Annotated in this window: 15 protein-coding genes and 2 tRNA genes; 5 read left to right on the forward strand and 12 right to left on the reverse strand. The window is 52.4% G+C overall.

Features of this window, described 5'->3' with window-relative positions:
* Window positions 1-64: 64 nt before the first annotated feature.
* Window positions 65-1,159, reverse strand: a complete 1,095-nt coding sequence (locus H8L32_RS19695) for a M29 family metallopeptidase (RefSeq protein WP_230412319.1) — start codon at window positions 1,157-1,159, stop codon at window positions 65-67.
* 460 nt (window positions 1,160-1,619) lie between these two features.
* On the opposite strand from H8L32_RS19695, the gene H8L32_RS19700 reads away from it, so the two are divergent.
* A complete protein-coding gene (locus H8L32_RS19700; protein WP_230412320.1) occupies window positions 1,620-4,628 on the forward strand; it encodes a DUF4982 domain-containing protein in 3,009 nt (1,002 codons plus the stop codon).
* Window positions 4,629-4,692: 64 nt separating this feature from the next.
* On the opposite strand, the gene H8L32_RS19705 is transcribed toward H8L32_RS19700, so the two are convergent.
* From H8L32_RS19705 to H8L32_RS19725, 5 genes are all read right to left on the reverse strand, one after another.
* Window positions 4,693-5,769 (reverse strand): LacI family DNA-binding transcriptional regulator, encoded by a 1,077-nt coding sequence (locus tag H8L32_RS19705; protein ID WP_186948976.1) that lies wholly within the window; start codon window positions 5,767-5,769, stop codon window positions 4,693-4,695.
* A gap of 33 nt (window positions 5,770-5,802) precedes the next feature.
* On the reverse strand, window positions 5,803-6,273 hold the full coding sequence (locus H8L32_RS19710; protein ID WP_186948977.1) for a DUF2269 family protein: 471 nt from the start codon (window positions 6,271-6,273) through the stop codon (window positions 5,803-5,805).
* On the reverse strand, window positions 6,270-7,571 hold the full coding sequence (locus H8L32_RS19715; RefSeq protein ID WP_186948978.1) for an SDR family oxidoreductase: 1,302 nt from the start codon (window positions 7,569-7,571) through the stop codon (window positions 6,270-6,272). The genes H8L32_RS19710 and H8L32_RS19715 overlap by 4 nt, the downstream gene beginning before the upstream one ends.
* Before the next feature lie 9 nt (window positions 7,572-7,580).
* Window positions 7,581-8,018: a thiol-disulfide oxidoreductase DCC family protein gene (locus H8L32_RS19720; protein ID WP_186948979.1), complete on the reverse strand. Its 438-nt coding sequence runs from the start codon at window positions 8,016-8,018 to the stop codon at window positions 7,581-7,583.
* A gap of 154 nt (window positions 8,019-8,172) precedes the next feature.
* Window positions 8,173-8,703 carry a GbsR/MarR family transcriptional regulator gene (locus H8L32_RS19725; protein ID WP_186948980.1) on the reverse strand — a complete coding sequence of 177 codons (531 nt, stop codon included), beginning with the start codon at window positions 8,701-8,703 and terminating at the stop codon, window positions 8,173-8,175.
* 108 nt (window positions 8,704-8,811) lie between these two features.
* On the opposite strand from H8L32_RS19725, the gene H8L32_RS19730 reads away from it, so the two are divergent.
* Window positions 8,812-9,423 carry a DUF924 family protein gene (locus H8L32_RS19730; protein ID WP_186948981.1) on the forward strand — a complete coding sequence of 204 codons (612 nt, stop codon included), beginning with the start codon at window positions 8,812-8,814 and terminating at the stop codon, window positions 9,421-9,423.
* Between the two features lie 48 nt (window positions 9,424-9,471).
* Here H8L32_RS19730 and H8L32_RS19735 read toward each other — a convergent pair whose 3' ends face one another.
* Together H8L32_RS19735 and gudD are read right to left on the reverse strand one after the other, a co-directional pair.
* Window positions 9,472-10,785: an MFS transporter gene (locus H8L32_RS19735; RefSeq protein WP_186948982.1), complete on the reverse strand. Its 1,314-nt coding sequence runs from the start codon at window positions 10,783-10,785 to the stop codon at window positions 9,472-9,474.
* 99 nt (window positions 10,786-10,884) lie between these two features.
* Window positions 10,885-12,243, reverse strand: a complete 1,359-nt coding sequence (gene gudD, locus H8L32_RS19740; RefSeq protein ID WP_186948983.1) for a glucarate dehydratase — start codon at window positions 12,241-12,243, stop codon at window positions 10,885-10,887.
* 446 nt (window positions 12,244-12,689) lie between these two features.
* Between gudD and H8L32_RS19745 the strand changes: the two genes are divergently transcribed.
* Window positions 12,690-14,261 (forward strand): phage tail sheath family protein, encoded by a 1,572-nt coding sequence (locus H8L32_RS19745; RefSeq protein WP_186948984.1) that lies wholly within the window; start codon window positions 12,690-12,692, stop codon window positions 14,259-14,261.
* Window positions 14,262-14,316: 55 nt separating this feature from the next.
* On the opposite strand, the gene H8L32_RS19750 is transcribed toward H8L32_RS19745, so the two are convergent.
* The gene (locus H8L32_RS19750) at window positions 14,317-15,009 is read right to left on the reverse strand and encodes a hypothetical protein (RefSeq protein ID WP_186948985.1); all 693 of its coding nucleotides are present in this window, start codon (window positions 15,007-15,009) and stop codon (window positions 14,317-14,319) included.
* A gap of 181 nt (window positions 15,010-15,190) precedes the next feature.
* Between H8L32_RS19750 and apbC the strand changes: the two genes are divergently transcribed.
* Window positions 15,191-16,279, forward strand: coding sequence for an iron-sulfur cluster carrier protein ApbC (gene apbC / locus H8L32_RS19755; protein WP_186948986.1), 1,089 nt, complete (start codon window positions 15,191-15,193; stop codon window positions 16,277-16,279).
* A 13-nt stretch (window positions 16,280-16,292) separates the two neighbouring features.
* Window positions 16,293-17,405, forward strand: a complete 1,113-nt coding sequence (gene ribD / locus H8L32_RS19760; RefSeq protein ID WP_408058952.1) for a bifunctional diaminohydroxyphosphoribosylaminopyrimidine deaminase/5-amino-6-(5-phosphoribosylamino)uracil reductase RibD — start codon at window positions 16,293-16,295, stop codon at window positions 17,403-17,405.
* 66 nt (window positions 17,406-17,471) lie between these two features.
* Here ribD and H8L32_RS19765 read toward each other — a convergent pair.
* From H8L32_RS19765 to H8L32_RS19775, 3 genes are all read right to left on the reverse strand, one after another.
* A tRNA-Pro gene (locus H8L32_RS19765) sits at window positions 17,472-17,548 on the reverse strand.
* Between the two features lie 103 nt (window positions 17,549-17,651).
* A tRNA-Pro gene (locus tag H8L32_RS19770) sits at window positions 17,652-17,728 on the reverse strand.
* Between the two features lie 83 nt (window positions 17,729-17,811).
* Window positions 17,812-18,696 (reverse strand): pseudouridine synthase, encoded by an 885-nt coding sequence (locus tag H8L32_RS19775; protein ID WP_186948987.1) that lies wholly within the window; start codon window positions 18,694-18,696, stop codon window positions 17,812-17,814.
* Window positions 18,697-18,841 lie beyond the last annotated feature (145 nt).

Below are 18,841 nucleotides of genomic sequence, written 5' to 3' on the forward strand. Positions count from 1 at the left end.
GGCTCTGGCATGAGAGCAGGGTTTTTATGTGTTTTTGCTAATTTTGTTGCTTGTCGCAGCCAGTTCAGACCACCCAGGCACCGTTGCTGTACACCACTTCTTCGTCCAGTCTTACGGCTTCGGTAACGGCAAACACGTCAACATGGTGCCTGCCTTCGCCGCGCTTGATATGTGGTTTTGCATAACTGCCATGCTTTGTTCCCAAGGACAAATGCACGCCGCACATGCGTTCGTAGGTGCCGATATCGCGTACGCTGCGGTCTTTGGAAAAGGCACGGTTCATGCCAAAACCCAGTTCACGCACCCAGATGACACCATCATCCTTACGGATATTCGCCAGTACCAGATCAAATTCAGGTGTGGAATCGTGGGTGTCAACGACCTGGCCTTTATCCACGACCAGGGTAATCGGCTGTGCCGGGCGGTTGACGGTAAAACTGGTATCGCCAAAGGCAAATATCCGCACCTGTCCATATACATCTTCGAGCACGACGGATTCTGTGAATACTTCACCGATAGGAAATTGCCCGCCGATATTTTTCATCTCGCGATAATCGCCGACATTCAGTTTGGCAGGCTCAAAGCGGCCGCTGAAAATCAGTTCGGCACCACCACTATCGACGATACCCTTGCTGGCATTGTCGATTTTTTGCTTGAGTGCATTGCCTGTACCGCGATAATAACTGGCATCATAAGCCAGCGATTCTATGTAATACAGTGCTTCCTGCCCCGACATGCGTGCCAGGTGGGGATGTTCTATGACTTTCAGGCTGCGCTTGAATAACTCTACCCGCAGCCGGTATGCCTCAAGGCGGAAATTGGTGGATTGAACCAGAATCGCCAGGTCATTGGCCGACAGGGCATTCAGGGTTTGCAAAATGTAATCGGGTGTTTCTTTATCAAAATCAATGAACTGTGCATGTGGCAGGCATAGCCTGTAGGCAGCAGTCAGCGTCATCGCCAGCTCGCAGTTACTGTCAAACACCAGCACAGCCCGCTGTTGCGCGGTATGCTCAAATGCCAGCAACAGGATATCGCTCAGGTGTTGCGCAGCGGTTTTGATGACGGCTTCGGGCAAGGCGCAAAAGCTGTCTGGAACTGTGGTTGCAGGCGTGGCAGACATTGCAGCTGTGGCGTTGGGGCTTACGGGGGAAATCATGGTTCTTTCTGCTAGGGTGGCTGGTACTGCAGCCGGAGGACTTTGTCCAAAACCCCTATTTTAAGGCTGTCTGCCCTGATATGCAGCTTTTCTCATGGAATAAGGCCGGGCGTTTGATTTTCAGCCGTGTTAGTTGCTATTGATTTAGCATTCCGGGCTTGCAGGTCTGCCAAAAGGCAATCCTGCCTGGTTTTTTGTCAGAAGCAATAAATAATCGCCAAATTGATTGATCGGGAAATGGTCCTGCCGGTGATGGTTTGCCATAGCAGGAATTGGATAGAAACCTCATATATTCAAGGCAGGCTGTAAAAATACGCCAGCTTGACGTTCGCAACTGATAGCGCTACCATTTTTATGTCAACTTTGTAATGCCTAGCTTCATTTTCAGCGCGGGTTGCCTGATGCCGGTGGGTTTAAGGCAGGTACTCCGGATTTCAACAATTTCTGTGAATGTAAAAACATGCCAGCACTTCGCTCTTCCCCATTATTGTTTCAAAGCTTGTTGTTGCTGGCGCTTGGTCTGGGCGCTGGAATGACAAAGCCAGTGCAGGCAGCACTGGCCACAGAGCCAGTCGTTGCACCTGCCCGCAGTACCTATGACTTCAATCCTGGCTGGAAATTATTTATTGGTGACGCATCCGGTGCGGCCAACCCGGCATTTGATGACGCCAGTTGGAAAGCCGTTACTTTGCCACGCGCCTGGAATGAAGACGATGCCTTTAAAAAAGATATCGTGGACCTGTCCACCGGTATTGCCTGGTATCGCAAGCGCTTCAGCTTGCCGGCGGGTGCCGTATCTGGCAAGGTGTTTCTCGAATTCGAAGGAGTTCGCCAGGCGGCAGAAGTGTTTGTGAATGGCAAATCCGTTGCCTTGCATGAAAATGGCGTCATGGCTTTTGGCGTCGATATCAGTGACGTCGTGACTACCGGTGAAAACACGATCGCCGTGCGCACCGACAATGCCTGGGAATACCGTGAAAAAGCCACTAACCAGCGCTACCAATGGTCCAGCAATAATTTCAATGCGAATTATGGCGGCATTCCCAAGAATATCCGCCTGCATCTGAGTGGTCGCCTGTACCAGACCCTGCCGCTGTATTCCAACCTGGGCACAACCGGCACCTATGTCTATGCGCAAGACTTTGATGTGCCGGGCAAGGCAGCGACGATTACTGCCGAATCCCAGGTCAGAAATGAAACAACTTCTGCCAGCAACGTGGTCTATGAAGTCGCTATCACTGATCTCGATGGCAAAAAGATCGCCACATTTGCCAGCCCGGCACAAACCATCGCCGCAGGCCAAACGGCGACAGTGAAAGCCAATGCACGTGTCAGTAAACTGAATTTCTGGAGCTGGGGTTACGGTTATCTGTACGATGTCAGCACAACGCTGAAAGTGAATGGCCGTGCAGTGGACACCGTACATACCCGCACCGGCTTTCGCAAAACCGAATTTGCGAATGGCATGATCAAACTGAATGACCGTGTATTGCAAATGCATGGCTATGCACAACGTACCTCGAATGAATGGCCTGCGGTCGGCATGTCGGTGCCACCCTGGTTAAGCGACTACAGCAACCGGCTGATGGTGGAAAGCAATGGCAACCTGGTGCGCTGGATGCATGTGACACCATGGAAGCAGGACGTAGAATCTGCCGACAGGGTAGGGCTGATACAGGCCATGCCAGCCGGTGATTCTGAAGCCGATGTTGAAGGCCGCCGCTGGGAACAAAGGGTGTTGCTGATGCGCGATGCCCTTATTTATAACCGCAATAATCCCAGCATTCTGTTTTACGAATCCGGCAACAAGGGTGTCAGTGAAGCCCATATGCGCGAGATGAAAGCCATCCGTGATCAGTATGATCCATATGGCGGACGTGCGGCCGGCAGCCGGGAAATGCTGAACAGCCAGGTGGCCGAATACGGTGGTGAAATGCTCTACATCAACAAGAGCGCCAGACTGCCATTCTGGGCCATGGAATATTCGCGTGATGAAGGCTTGCGTAAATACTGGGACAACTACACCGCGCCTTATCACAAGGATGGTGACGGCCCCCTGCACAAAGGGCAGGATGCCAGCATTTATAACCGCAACCAGGATTCCCACGCCATAGAAGATGTACAGCGCTGGTATGACTATTGGCGTGAACGTCCTGGCACTGGCAAGCGGGTCAGCAGTGGCGGTGTGAATATCGTTTTTTCTGACACCAATACCCATCATCGCGGCGCAGAAAATTATCGCCGCAGTGGCGAAGTGGATGCCATGCGCATACCCAAAGACGGTTTCTATGCGCATCAGGTCATCTGGGATGGCTGGGTGGATGTAGAACAGCCACGCATACATATTATTGGCCACTGGAATTACACACCAGCGACCACCAAGCCAATAACGGTGGTATCCAGTGCAGATGTAGTGGAACTGTTCCTGAATGGCACATCACTTGGCAAGGGCGAACAAAGCGCGCGCTTCCTGTTCAGCTTCAAGGATGTCAACTGGCAGGCTGGTGAATTGCGTGCTGTGGGCTATGCAGCCGACGGCAAGAAGCTTTGTGAAACAGTATTGAAAACAGCCGGTGAACCAGCAGCCTTGCGCCTGAGTGTCAAGTCTGCACCAGGTGGCTGGCGTGCAGATGGCGCTGATCTGGCGCTGGTGGAAGTCGAAGTGGTTGATGCAAATGGCCAGCGCAATCCTGTGGCATTGAACCTGGTTGATTTCAAACTGGATGGCCCGGCAGAATGGCGTGGCGGTATTGCCCAGGGTGAGAATAACTACATCCTGTCACCCAGTTTGCCGGTCGAGGGCGGTGTCAATCGCGTGCTGTTGCGCAGCACTACACAGGCTGGGAAAATACATCTGACAGCTACCGCTGCCGGTTTGAAATCAGCCAGCCTGGACATCACGTCAACACCAGTGAAAGTGGATTCCGGTCTGGGCTTGCAACTGGCCAGTGCGCAATTGCCTTCGTATTTGGAACGTGGACCAACACCGGCCACGGCGTCATTCAAACCATCGCGTCTGGCGATGGATATTGCAAAGGTAACAGCAGGTAGTAATGTCGATACTGCAGCCAGGTCATATGACGACGATGAAACCACGGCATGGCATAGCAGCAGCGTGCCGGGTGAAGCATGGATCGCGTATGAGCTGGCACGTCCTGCCACCTTGACCGAAGCGGTTTTCAAATTTACTGGCTGGCGTGAACGCAGTTACCCGATACGCATCAGTGTTGATGGCAAGCTGGTGTATGAAGGCTTGACACCGAAGAGCCTGGGTTATGTCAGTCTGCCTTTGAAACCTGTGCAGGGGCGGGTCGTCAAAGTGGAGTTGACCGGCATGGCTTCAGACAGTGACCGGGCATTCGCCATGCAGGAAGTCGCAAACCAGAATAATACGGATACTGGTGCCAAGGTGGTTGCCAAGGCAGCGCTGTCCATTATCGAGGCAGAATTCTATGAAGCGCTGCGCTGACTGATTAGGCACCAAGCACCTGATCTGAATCTGATGAAGTACTGATGTTGCAGCAAGGTTCAGATCAGGTGCTGTCCCGTTCCATGATGGAAAACCCGATATCCCGTATCGGGTCGCTGATCACTTTTCCGTCCGCACGCTGGATAATAAAATCCGCAGCGATGGCACCGATGGCGCTGCCATCAATTCTTACCGATGTCAGTGCCGGGTTCAGGTCACATGAAAAACTCAGGTCACCAAGCCCGATCACAGCCAGTTTTTCGGGCACAGCAATACCCATTGCCTGTGCTTCAGTCAGAACACCCAGCGCCAGCATGTCAGAGCTGCAAAATATGGCATCAATGGTGGGATGGTCCTGCAACAGGCTGCGCAAGCCGCTGCGTCCACTGCCCAGCGTGGTGGGGGCGGGGACGATACAGGTAGGAACTTCTGTGCTATCGGCATCCAACATGCCCAGGTTTTGTGCCGTATCAGAAAACGCCTTGTTGCGTCGCACCGCCCTGTCATCATTGGCACTGATGGTGGCGACTCTGCGGCGTCCACGCGCATGGAGAAATTCGGCGACTGCAATGCCGATTTTTTCATGAGAAAAGCCAACCAGCATATCGATGGGTGTCGATGTCAGATCCCAGGTTTCTACCACAGGTATGCCACTGACCTGCAGGCGCCGTTTGGCCAGTGCAGACCGCATGATGCCGGTCAGAACAACGCCATCCGGCCTGCGCCCGATAATCGCTTCCAGCAAGGCATCTTCACGCGAATCTTCATAGCCGGATTGTCCCAGCATGAGTTGGTATCCAGACGCGGCCAGGCTGGCTGTCAACGACTGCACCATTTCCAGAAAAACCGCACCGGTGATGGTGGGAACCACGGCTGCTACCAGTTTGCTCTTGGTGGAAGCCAGGCCACCAGCCAGCAAATTGGGTACATAGCCGGTTTTTTCCACCGCATCCCTCACCCTTTGCAGGACGGCAGGTGAAACCAGGTCGGGTGATTTCAATGCGCGTGATGCAGTGATCGGCGCAACGTCGGCAATCCTGGCGACATCACTCAGGGTCAGGCCGCCACTTTTGCGGCGGCTGCGTACAGCAGTGGTGCCTGGCGCTTCAGTAATTGACAGGGGCGTGGTAGTTTTTTTCATGGCCTGATTTTATCACTGAGCGCTGGCTTTGCTTCAAAAAACGGGCTTGTTCACCATCAGGAAATACACGCCTATCATGGCGATGAAGGCAGGGTAGCCCAGCCATTCCCAATATCTGGAATAACGCCAGAATACATCGGGCAGGTCAGTGTTATTTGCATCGGCAATTTCCAGCATGGCCTTCATGCGTATTTGCAGCCATACCACGGGCAACCAGCAGGCACCGGCAAACAGATACAGGACAAAAGACCACACGATCCACGGTGTGCTTAATGGCCAGCCTGCCATATGCACCATGGCAAAGCCGGTCAGTGGCTGGATAATCACGGCTGGTGTGGTAAAGCACCAGTCAGCCAGTACCACCAGGCGCGCAACCACCACCTGTGCCTTGAACTGCCTGCTGCGATTGGTAAAGAACATATAAAAGGCCGAACCAAAACCGGTACCAACCAGCAAAACCGAAGACAAAATATGCAATGTTTTAAGTAAGAGATAGGTGTTCATTGTGCGTCTCTTTGATGAGCAAATAAAAAAGCAAGCAAGGCCAGGATGGGCAGGTTTTTCAAAACCGGTCCAAACGGGTGTAAATAATATTCAGGCGAATAGATCGCGATGATGCAACTGTAGCCAACGATCAGGGCAATTTGCATCAGCCATAAAATGCGCCTCGGCCAGAACAGCGTTGCCAGACCCAGACATAAATCCAGGCTGGATGCCGCCATCAGCATGAACATGGCAGGCGCCCCACTCAGACCCAAAGGCTGCAATAAGGCCAGGCTACCCGAGATGGGGTAAATCCCGAAGGACAGCGCTGCTGTGACAAACCAGACCAGCGCGAGGACATAGCGAAACAATGGCAAACTCCATGCTGCAATGGCTGTACTTGCCAACATGTTTGCCGGTATGCCGGCAAACCAGTCTTCATGTGATATTGCTGGCCGATGCAGGTGCGCGGCAAATGGCTGCGCATCAGCGACATTGTCTTGTTCCAGCATATCCAGGCTGTCTGGTGTCAAGGTCGTTTGCGGCAAGAGAGTTGCAAGACGCGCGCTTACACGCATGACAGACATGGGGATGGGGAACATGGTTTGCGCCGGCATACCCATGGCCTGTCGATAAATTTCCAGCATGCGCCGGTAAGACATGGCTTGCGGGCCGACTGCATTCAACACCAGATTCGAGCGGGTTGCATTCGCCAGCCAGATATTGATGGCAGTACACAGGTCATCCATATGTACAGGTTGCACTTGCTGTTCACCGCGGCCAGGTAAGCCCAGTACCGGCAGACTGGCCAGAATACGGAATAACTGGCTGCTGCCTCCATCCACACCAACCACCAAAGAAGGGCGCAAGACCAGGTAAGTCAACCCGCTTTCCATCAGCATGTTGTCGGCAGCGCGTTTGCTTTGCATATAGCCAGTCATGATGTCAGGATGCTCTGCTTCTTGCCTGCCACCCAGCGCCGAGATTTGTACGACCGATTTCACACCGCATTTTTCTGCCGCCCTGAACAGGGCTACAGGCGCATCGCGATGTATTGCATCAAAGCGTAATCGGGATGTTTCATTCAGTATGCCTACTGCATTGATGACGACGTCGACTTGCCCCAACTGCCGCAGACGTGTTTCCCAGATGGCCGGGTCGGTATCGTGCGCATAGTCGATGGCGATTTCAGCAGGGCCAGTACCAGTTACAGCTTGCGGGCGACGCACACCGTGGCAGACTTCATGTCCTGCCTTTTGCAGAGCCAGGCTGATGTGGCGACCGATAAAACCTTGGGCACCGCAGATAAGAATTTTCATGATCTCGTCTTATTTAAGTGTGCATTTACCGGCCTTGCAAGCTCTGCTGCGTTTTTCAGCCCGCTTCGCGGCAATGCGTATGATGACATCCGCCAGTATTTCAGACACATGATGGCGGTTGCTTGCAAAATGTACATAAGCCCAATTGCATATGGGTTTGAGCAAAGGGAAATTGATCGCTGCCGTCAACCATCCCAAACCTGCTGCCTTGTAGGCAAGATGGATCGTTTCCACCCCGGTCACGATACTGCCATCGGGCCTGACACCATGGATGACACGCATGATTTCGCTGAGTGTCACCCCATATTTTCCAGCATCAAAACCAGGGGCAGATGCATCGACAAAAAGCAATCTGTTCAGATGATCCCGTTCACGCAAATTATCCATTTCCAGTTTACAGATGGGACAGGATTCGTCATACAGCAGTGTCAGTGGATAGTCGCTCACGTTGATTTCCTTTTATGCCTATATTGTACTGATTTTTATTTCTGACATTTCTGTTTAAAAAGAAATTTATTTTTAAAAAAAATGCCAGGGCATTTTTCTTTGTACTTATTTTTTGTTCTTATTCACTGCAACCATCCCTGCGTTTCAGAGACACTTACTTCTCATCCCCGCGCACAAATTTTTGTACTGCAGCACCCATCTTCAACAGCTTCATCAGGGTAGCTGGTTCCAGTCGCAACATTTCATCGGTCCAGGTGGTGACGGTCTTCATCAGGGCCAGGGTTTCGGCGATACGTAGTTGTGTTGCCTTGTCTTCCTGATCCAGATCGGGGCTGTCCAGACATTGTTGCAGGGTAGTGATAGTAGGGTTGAATTCCCTTTCCTTGCGTTCACGTACCACCGTGCGAAACAATTCCCAGACATCCAGTGAAGTTTCATAATGCGCCCGGCGGTCACCCATGACATGGGCCAGTTTCACCAGCTTCCAGTTTTGCAGCTCTTTCAGCGAATTCGATACATTCGACCTTGCCACACCCAGGGTGTCAGCAATTTCTTCTGCCTGCATGGGGCAACCCACGATATACAGCAAGGCATGGATCTGGCTGACCGTGCGATTGACGCCCCATAAGGTGCCCATTTCGCCCCAGTGCAGGATAAATTTTTGTTTGACAGGTGTAAGTTCCATATACATAGTGTAGGTAATTCTTTTATTTCAGTCAAGACAGAAATAAAAGAATGTTGAAAATGCCTGATCATGCTACTGTTTGACAGCAATTTATTCAGGGAGATATTGATGGATGGTATTAATGTAGTACTGGATTTCTGGTTTGGCCAGGATGTGGGCGGTGTCGTGGATGATGCCAGGACGGCGAAATCCCAGGCAAAACTGTGGTGGTCGAAGAGTGAAGCACTTGATACCTCAATAAGAGATCAATTTGCCGATCTGAATGCACAGGCTATGCGTGGTGAACTCGATGGCTGGCAACATACCGCCGAAGGGCGGCTGGCGCTGATCATTCTGTGTGATCAATTCCCCCGGAATATGTATAGAGCCACGCCGGAATCGTTTGCATGTGATGCCCGGGCCAGGGCATATACCGAAGCAGGCCTGACCGTGCAGGCAGATCGTCAGTTGCGCCCGATACAGAGGGTTTTCTTTTATCTGCCGCTGGAACATTCAGAAGCACTGGCAGATCAGGACAGGGCAGTGGCTCTGTATGATGCCCTGCGTAAGGATGTGCCAGAAACGCAGCATGAGATTTTTGAAGGCTATTATCAGTACGCGATACGGCATCGCGAAGTCATACAGCGGTTTGGCCGCTTCCCGCATCGTAATGCCATACTGGGGCGTACTTCAACGGCGGAAGAAGTACAGTTCCTGTCTTTGCCAGGGTCTTCGTTCTGAAACTTATGTGCCACACCCCTGCATGGGCAGGTGTGTGGCACATTATGCTTAAGCCGCAGTTTTTGATTTGCGTGTCAGGAAAACCAGTGCTGCTGCCACCATGGAAGCCGCTGCCAGGCCATACAAGCCACCCTGGATGGAACCTGTTCTTTGTTCCAGGAAACCGAAAGTGGCAGGTGCCACGAATCCACCCAGATTACCTAATGAATTGATCAACGCGATCACGGCAGCGGCGATGCGGCTGTCCAGATAAGCCTGTGGTATCGGCCAGAAAAGCGATGATGCTGCCTTGAAACCTATGCCTGCGAAACAGATCGCAACAAACGCAAACACCGGGCCACCCACGGTGGATGCCAACATGCCGCCGGCAGCGATGGTCAATGCAATTGCCACCCACATCTGCTGATGCCTGAAGCGCAGTGCCAGCGCAGCAAACATATACATGGCGGCAATTGAAATCAGCCAGGGTATCGAGTTGAACAATCCAACCTGGAAGTCAGTGAAGTGGCCCATCTTCTTGATGATGCTGGGCAGCCAGAACGTAGCACCGTAGATGGTCAGCTGGATCGCAAAATAGATAAAGCAAAACAGAGCAATGCGGCTGTCGCGCAACAGACTGAACGCACTGACATGTCCGGGTTTGTTGGCATCGCGTTCTTTTTGCTCGGCAGCGATGACGGCGGTAAGCTCATTCCGTTCTTCGTCAGTCAGCCATTTGGCGTCACGTGGATGAGAATCCAGACAAAACCAGACGACAAAGCAGAGTGCGATGGAAGCCAGTCCCTCGATGATAAACATCCATTGCCAGCCGTGGAAACCACCGCCTTCAATCTGCAACAGCGCGCCTGACAGCGGGCCGGACAATACCGATGCCAGTGCCGAACCACTGAGGAAAATCGCCATTGCCTTGCCGCGCTCACGGTTCGGCAGCCATTGCGTGAAATAGTAGACCGCACCCGGAAAGAAACCCGCTTCAGCCACACCCAGCAGGAAGCGCATCACGTAGAACGAGGTTTCGCCCTGCACAAAGGCCATGCCGGTGGCAACCACGCCCCAGCTTGCCATGATGCGCGTCAGCCAGGCTTTGGCACCAAAGCGCTGTTGCAGGATGTTGGAAGGTACTTCAAACAATGCATAAGCCAGGAAGAAGATGCCAGCTCCAAAACCAAAAGCGGCGGCACCGATACCCAGATCTTTTTCCAGATGGCTGCGCACAAAACCGATGTTGACGCGGTCTATGTAATTGGCGATGAACATCACCACGAATAGTGGCAGGATGCGCCATTTGACTTTGCTGACTGCCTGGTCAAGTACACTGGAAGCGGGCACGGCCATAGGGGCCGTTGTAGATACGGTATTCATACTGCTGTCTCCTAGATGTTGTTGGGACCTACGCAAAACCGCCCCAGCTGCGTTGCAGCTCCTTGCTGGGACGATTTTGCATAAGTTCCGATTATTTTTTTATCTGACCAGGCAAGGCATTTTGTTATTGAATTTCCAGCCTGGAATCAGATATTGCATGGCTACCGCATCGTCACGTGCCCCCAGGCCCATGCCCAGGTAGAGTTGATGTGCCGCCTCGACGGCGTCCAGATCAAGCTCTATGCCCAGGCCGGGTTTATCTGGCACCTGTACCATGCCGCCTTTGATTTTTAATGGGTCTTTGGTCAGGAACTGACCATCCTGCCAGATCCAGTGGGTATCAATTGCCGTGATTTTGCCCGGTGCTGCGGCTGCCACATGGGTGAACATGGCAAGCGAAATATCGAAGTGATTATTCGAATGCGAGCCCCAGGTCAGGTCCCATTCATGGCACATCTGCGCTACACGCACTGAGCCTTGCATGGTCCAGAAATGTGGGTCTGCCAGCGGGATGTCGACTGACTGCAGGGCAATTGCATGGCGCATTTCGCGCCAGTCGGTGGCGATCATATTGGTGGCCGTCAGTAAACCGGTGGCACGACGGAATTCTGCCATCACCTCACGCCCTGAATAACCATTCTCGGCACCGCAAGGGTCTTCTGCATAGGCCAGCACATCATGCTTATCGCGGCACAGGCGTATGGCATCTTTCAGTAACCAGCCGCCGTTCGGGTCCAGTGTGATACGTGCATCAGGAAAGCGTTCGGCCAGTGCTGTCACGGCTTCCATTTCTGCCTCACCGCTGAACACGCCGCCCTTTAATTTGAAATCGTTGAAGCCGTAACGTTCATAGGTCGCTTCAGCCAGACGCACGATGGCTTCTGGTGTCAGGGCAGCCTCGTGGCGAAGGCGTGCCCAGTCATCTTCGGCGTCGGTGGGTACTGTCGCATAAGGCAAATCAGTGACTTTGCTGTCACCGATATAGAACAGGTAGCCCAGCATCTCGACGGCAGTGCGTTGTTGTCCTTCTCCCAGCAAGGCGGCGACCGGCACACCGAGAAACTGGCCCATCAGATCAAGCAGTGCGGCTTCCAGCGCAGTGATGGCATGCACCGCAATGCGCAGGTCAAAGGTCTGCAGGCCACGTCCGCCAGCATCGCGGTCAGCAAAGGCGGTGCGTGCCTGGTTCAGTATGGCGTTGTACTGGCCTATGGGTTTGCCGATCAGCAGATCGCGTGCATCTTCCAGCGTCTGCCGTATCTTTTCACCCCCCGGTACCTCGCCAACGCCGGTACGGCCTGCGCTGTCGGTCAGGATCACGATATTGCGGGTGAAGTAAGGGCCGTGTGCACCGCTCAGATTAAGCAACATGCTGTCGCGGCCAGCGACAGGCACGACACGCATGTTAACGACGCGGGGAGTATCGCCATAAGCGAGGGGGGAATGTTCAATTGACATTGTGGTTTCCTGTTACCTGAAAAAATTGCCAAATGTTAGGCTTGTTATTCTCAATGGTAGCGCTGTCATTTGGAAAGATCAATCATTATTTTGTTAAAAAATGAGCGGGAATGTCACTTTGCAAAAAACAGCACCTGTTAGCCTTTGACGGTCTTTGCAAGGAGGTAGCCATGGCTTGGTTAGCCGTTGCCCGGATTCACTTCTAGATAAATATGGATAGCGGTACCATTCTTGCCTTGGAAAGCTGCCGGTCATTGCAGGTTTGTCGGTCGTCGGCTCAGCAAGCAGCTTGTCAAATACTCGTTCCGGGCTTATTTATTACATCAATACTTGTCAATTAGTTCAGATGCCTGTGGGATTCTGTGATTAAATAAGATTGTTTTTTACTTATGCAAATACGACATTGCTGATCATGGCGTGCTGCATGCTTACCGGAGTAAGGATTCATGTCGATACAAGAAACCACGCCAGGCGTCGTGTTTGCCACTGAACATACCACTGAACATACAGCTGAATATAGCGCTGAAGTCGCCAGCTTTACCGGCCACGTAGTACAGGCTGCTACCGGCATACCTCTGTTTATTGGCTACACACAGACTGCCACTGCGGATGGGAAAAGCGTCGTGGGTCAGCCTATTTCCATCACTTCGCTGGAAGAATATGCGCGCATATTTGGCGGAGCCGCACAGGTTGAATATGACTATGTCAGCCTGACTCAGGCATATCCTCCTTATGCTGTGAACGCAGCTACGCCAGCTTTTTTGCTGTATCCGGGTTTGCAGATGTTTTTCAGCAATGGCGGTGGCACTTGCTACGTCCTTTCTCTGGGTACTTATGCCGGTGTGATCAGTAATGGAAGTGTTTTTTCAAAAGATGCATATACCGCAGCACTTGCCGGGCTGGCAGGCTTGCCTGAACCGGATACCCTGGTCTTGCCGGACGCCGTGTACCTGGCGCTGGATGACTGGGCGAGTGTGTCACAGACTGCCTTGAGACTATGTAGTGAAACGCAGAACCTGGTGTATATCCTGGATGTGCTGAACGGTTATTTACCTTCTGACGGCAGCAGCAAAGACCCGATCACGGGTGGCACCGGTAATGGCGGATTTTATAAAGTGGCAGGCCTGGGGGAAGACTTTAACCAGTACGGCGTCAGTTATTATCCATGGCTTAACACCAATGTAGTGAGTGTCAGTGCCATTGACTATACCTGGATATCGGCAGCCAGCCTGCCGCAATTCAGTGCTGACCTGGCTACCGAAGCGCTGGAGCTGTTTGCGTTGCAGCCGGCAGATAAATTGCAGACATATCTGACTACCCTGGTTGACACCTTGACCCAGGCCGCCGATCCGGCTACGGTCAGGCAGCGCCATCTAGGCCTGCAGGCGGCGTCACCCCTGTACCGGCAAACCATGCAAAATCTGGCAACCAGCGTCAATCTGCTGCCACCTTCATCTGCCATGGCAGGTGTGTATACGCGTAATGATGCCACCAGTGGGGTTTTTCATGCGCCGGCGAATACATCCATCATTGATGCGGTTTCGCCTGCTGTAATGCTTGATGATAGCCAGCAAGCGAAAATAAACGTGCCGTTGAATGGCCTTGCTGTAAATGCGATTCGTGTTTTCCCGAATTTTGGTATGCTGATCTGGGGTGCGCGCACTATGGCTGGCAATAGTGATGACTGGCGTTATGTGAATTTCAAGCGCATCGTCATCATGCTGGATAAATCCATCAGAACGGCATTGAAATCCTATGCGTTCTCTGCAAATGATAATTCGACCTGGTCTGCCGTGACTGCCAGTATCAACAGTTTCCTGACTGCGCAATGGAAGGCTGGCTGCCTCGTGGGGTCTTCACCTGCTGAAGCATTTGGTGTCATTATGGGGATGGGCAGCAGCATGACAGCTGAAGACATACTACAGGGCATGATGCGTGTATCAATAAAGGTAGCCTTGACTATGCCAGCTGAATTTATCATTCTGGAGTATGAGCAGCAAGTGCTGGTCCCGGCTTAGTGGCTTGGTCATCAGCCCCGGTTTGTTGCGGGCTGATGATCAATGCAGCATGGCTTTAATCGTAACCAAAGGTCGCTGTACCCTTGCTCAGGTTGCGGGGTGCCGGTGGTGCCTTGGGTACGAAATTGAACTGGAACTTGATATTGCTGGGACCATCGCTGGCCACCTGCACCGTTTGCGTCAGGGGTTCGCCCAGCATATTGGGTGCCCATGCCTTGACTTCATACTTGCCTGCCGGCAAATTGTTGATGACGGCACTGCCTGATGCATCCGTTTTGGCGAAATACGGCGTATCGACGACATAAATAAAACCGCGCATCCAGTCATGGAAATGACAGACCAGCGCCACTTCGCCAGCTTTGTCGAAAAGGATGGGGGCAGGCTCTTCTTTTTTGCTGTTCACGCGCAGTTCAAAGGTTTTTGCCGGCGAAAATGATTTCAGGTGATGTTCGTGATTATCCTTGTTGGGGAAGCGTATCAGGCTACCGCTGCGTACCACCGTCAGGAAAGGGCTGAACGCATAATTTTCTTGTGCAACGATGCTGGTGTCACCAGCTTTTTTGGCAGGCACCGGGGTATCCAGTGGCGTTGCAAACAGGACGGCGTTGGCGACGGACTGTGTATTCTTGTCAGTCAAGTGTCCCACCAGCAGGCCGGCGTGGGCCGTCAGGGAACAACTGAGCAATCCCAGCGCAGATAACAACAGACAGAACTTGTTGCGGGATGGGTGTGCGGCTCTTGCTTGCATCAATATCTCCTGATTTTCTTGTGAAAAAACAAAATAGTAGCGAACTCATTATGCTTGAACTTGATCCTGCGGGGAAGCTTGCGCCGTTTCAATATGCCCACTTACAACAAGCCTGTATGCAGCTATGGCAGCCCTGGCGCGCAAATTGCGCTAGACTTGCGGGATATCTATGGAGAATTGCATGAGTATTACAGTTGATGACATAAAAGCCGTATTGGCAAAAGTGATAGACCCGAACACAAATAAAGACCTGATTGCGAGTAAATCTGCAAAAAATATCAAGATAGAAGGCGCCGACATCAGTCTCGATGTTGAGCTTGGCTATCCCGCCAAAAGTCAGTTCGAATTGATACATGCTGCCGTTGTGGCAGCCCTTGCGGCGTTGCCTGGCGTCGGCAAGCTTGCCGTTAATGTGACTTCAAAAATCGTTGCCCACTCCGTACAGCGCGGCATCAAGCTGATGCCGAATGTGAAGAATATTATTGCAGTCGCATCCGGCAAGGGCGGTGTCGGTAAATCGACTACCGCAGTCAATCTTGCCCTGGCGCTGGCTGCCGAAGGCGCGTCAGTAGGTATTCTGGATGCCGATATTTATGGCCCTTCACAACCGATGATGATGGGTATTTCTGGTCGCCCTGAAACCGTCGATGGCAAAACCATGGAACCGCTGGAAAATCACGGCCTGCAGGTATCGTCCATCGGTTTCATGATCGATCCGGATGAACCCATGGTCTGGCGTGGCCCCATCGTCACCCAGGCCTTGCAACAATTGCTGGAGCAGACCAACTGGCGCGATCTCGATTATCTGATCGTCGACATGCCGCCAGGTACGGGTGACGTGCAACTGACCCTGTCGCAAAAAGTACCGGTCACCGGTGCTGTGATCGTCACCACGCCGCAAGACATTGCCTTGCTGGATGCACGCAAGGGCTTGAAGATGTTTGAAAAAGTCGGCATTCCTATCCTGGGCATCGTCGAGAACATGAGCATACATATCTGCTCGAATTGCGGCCATGCCGAACATATCTTTGGTGAAGGTGGCGGCCAGAAAATGTGCGCAGACTTTGGCGTTGATTTTCTCGGTGGACTGCCTTTGACGATGGCGATACGCCAGCAAGCTGATTCAGGTACGCCAACAGTGATTGCTGAGCCTGAAGGGCAAATCGCCGGTCTGTATAAAGACATCGCCCGCAAAGTCGCCATCAAGGTTGCTGAAAAAGCCAAGGACATGACAAGCAAATTCCCCACCATCACCATACAAAATACTTGAGGCGCATCTGAGTATGGATCACCTGAGCGCGGATCAGCAGGCCGATTATGGGTATATGCAACAGGCGCTGGTGCTGGCTGGCCGCGCTACCATAGAAACTTCGCCCAATCCCAAAGTGGGTTGCGTGATTGTGCGCGATGCCCAGGTGTTGGGGCAGGGCTGGACCCAGCCCGTCGGGCAGGCGCATGCAGAAGTGCAGGCCCTGCGTGATGCCGCCGCAAATGGCCAGGACGTGCGAGGTGCCACTGCCTATGTCACGCTGGAACCATGCAGCCATTTTGGCCGCACGCCACCTTGCGCGAATGGTTTGCGCGATGCAGGTATTGCACGCGTGGTGGCTGCCATGCAGGATGCCAATCCGCAAGTGGCAGGGCGCGGTTTAAGTATCTTGCGGGAAGCAGGTGTGGTCGTGGAATGTGATTTGTTTCCTGATCTTGCCTTGCAGGCGCGTGAATTGAATATAGGTTTTTTCCAGCGCATGGAAACTGGCAAGCCCTGGGTCAGGATGAAAGTTGCTGGTAGCCTGGATGGCTTCACGGCTTTGCCAAACGGCCAAAGCCAGTGGATCACCGGACCAGCAGCAAGGCAGGACGGTCATCAATGGCGGGCGAGGGCAGATGCCATTTTGACTGGCATAGGCACGGTGCTGGCAGATGATCCCATGCTGAATGTGCGGGGTGTGAACACGCCACGTCAGCCGCAAAAAATTATCGTCGATTCGCAGTTACGCATCTCGCCACAAGCTAAAGTTTTGCAAGGCGGTGCCTTGATCGTATGTGCTGTGCCAAATGCTAAAAAGCAGGCGCAACTGGAACAGGCGGGGGTAGAGGTAATCTGCTTGCCAGATTCGAATCAGCAAATTGATTTGTCAGTCCTGATGCAAGAACTGGGTCGCAGGCAAATCAATGAATTGCATGTGGAGGCGGGGGCAACACTGAATGGCGCATTGATGCAGCAAAGTTGCGTCAATGAATTATTGTTGTATCTGGCACCCAAGCTCCTGGGTAGTGGAGCTGGTTTATTTCATTTACCTGAATTGACCCATGTAGATCAGGCCAGGGTTTTGCAGTTTCATGAAGTCAGCCTGGTGGGCAATGATGTGCGGGTACTGGCTCGTTTCAGGTAAATCTGAATAGCTGGTCGGCACAGAAAAGAAAAAAGGATCGTTGAATAATCAACGATCCTTTTTAACTGGTCGGAGTACAAGGATTCGAACCTTGGACCCCCTGCTCCCAAAGCAGGTGCGCTACCGGGCTGCGCTACACTCCGAAAAACTGGTCTGTCATTTTTTATTTCAGGCTATTCAACTTGAAATAGCCAAGATTTGAATCTACTGAAATAAAAGGGACCGTCTGTGACGATCCCTAGAATCTGGTCGGAGTACAAGGATTCGAACCTTGGACCCCCTGCTCCCAAAGCAGGTGCGCTACCGGGCTGCGCTACACTCCGAAGACCGCAATATTACCGCTTCAGAGGCTTGCTGTCAACTCGTTTGCCAGTGTCGCCCTCTATGACAGGCATTCGGCAGGCATTCATAATGATTTCTTACTTTCAAAATAACGTTGCTGGCCCGTCAATGGATCATCAAAACAGATGGATTTAGCCAGAAGTTGCAAAGGCGCAGAAAAATCATCCGCCTTGCAGGGCAGGGCAACGGGATAGAAGGCATCATTCAGTATGGGCGCACCCAGGCTGCTCATATGCAGGCGCAATTGGTGTTTTCTACCTGTCATGGGTTGTAATTGATAAAGGCTATGTTCGCCGCGTCTTTCCTTGATATTGATCAGGGTTTCTGAGTTTGGACTGCCTTCTGCTTCGCGCATGACGAAAAACTTTTCTGCTTCTTCCATGCGGCTGTAATGACGCAACGGGAATGTCAGTTCAGGTAAATGGGCAGCAACGGCATGGTAAGTCTTTGCCATGCTTTTGCTCTGGAACAAAGATTGGTATTGGCCGCGTGTTACCGGATTATGTGAAAACAGCATTACTCCTGCTGTTTCCCGGTCCAGCCTGTGTATGGGGCTGAGATCCATCAGTCCGGTGCTTTTCTTCAGCCTGACCAGCAGGGTTTCCTGTAGAAACCGTCCAGACGGAATCACAGGCAGAAAATGTGGCTTGTCCACCACCAGCAAATGCGCATCCTGGAACAGGATGTCTTCATAAAACGGGATATGGGTTTCATGTTCCAGTTCGCGGTAGTAAAAAATACACATGCCACGTTTGACGCTGCTGCCTGCATGCAAGACTGTACCGTGCTGATCGGCGACTTCGTGTTTTTCCAGGCGTGCCTGCCAGGTGCTGGCGGTAATATCGGGAAAGTACGCTTGCAAAAAATGGAAGACATTGTCCCAATGGCCTTCAGGTATCCAGATATAGCTGGGCGCGATGCCATCGCGTACGGGAAGTGGGGCGTGCATGAGGGTGATCTACTCTTAAACGGACTGATTTTCAGCGCCATACTACCACGCAGGCAGTCTGCCACTCTGGCAGCGGGCTTGATTCCAGCAATAGGCAATGTCGAAAGCTATCCGTCCCCGATGTTAAAACGGTAAAATGCTGGTT

Source organism: Undibacterium hunanense (assembly GCF_014284335.1).
Lineage (GTDB): Bacteria > Pseudomonadota > Gammaproteobacteria > Burkholderiales > Burkholderiaceae_D > Undibacterium > Undibacterium hunanense.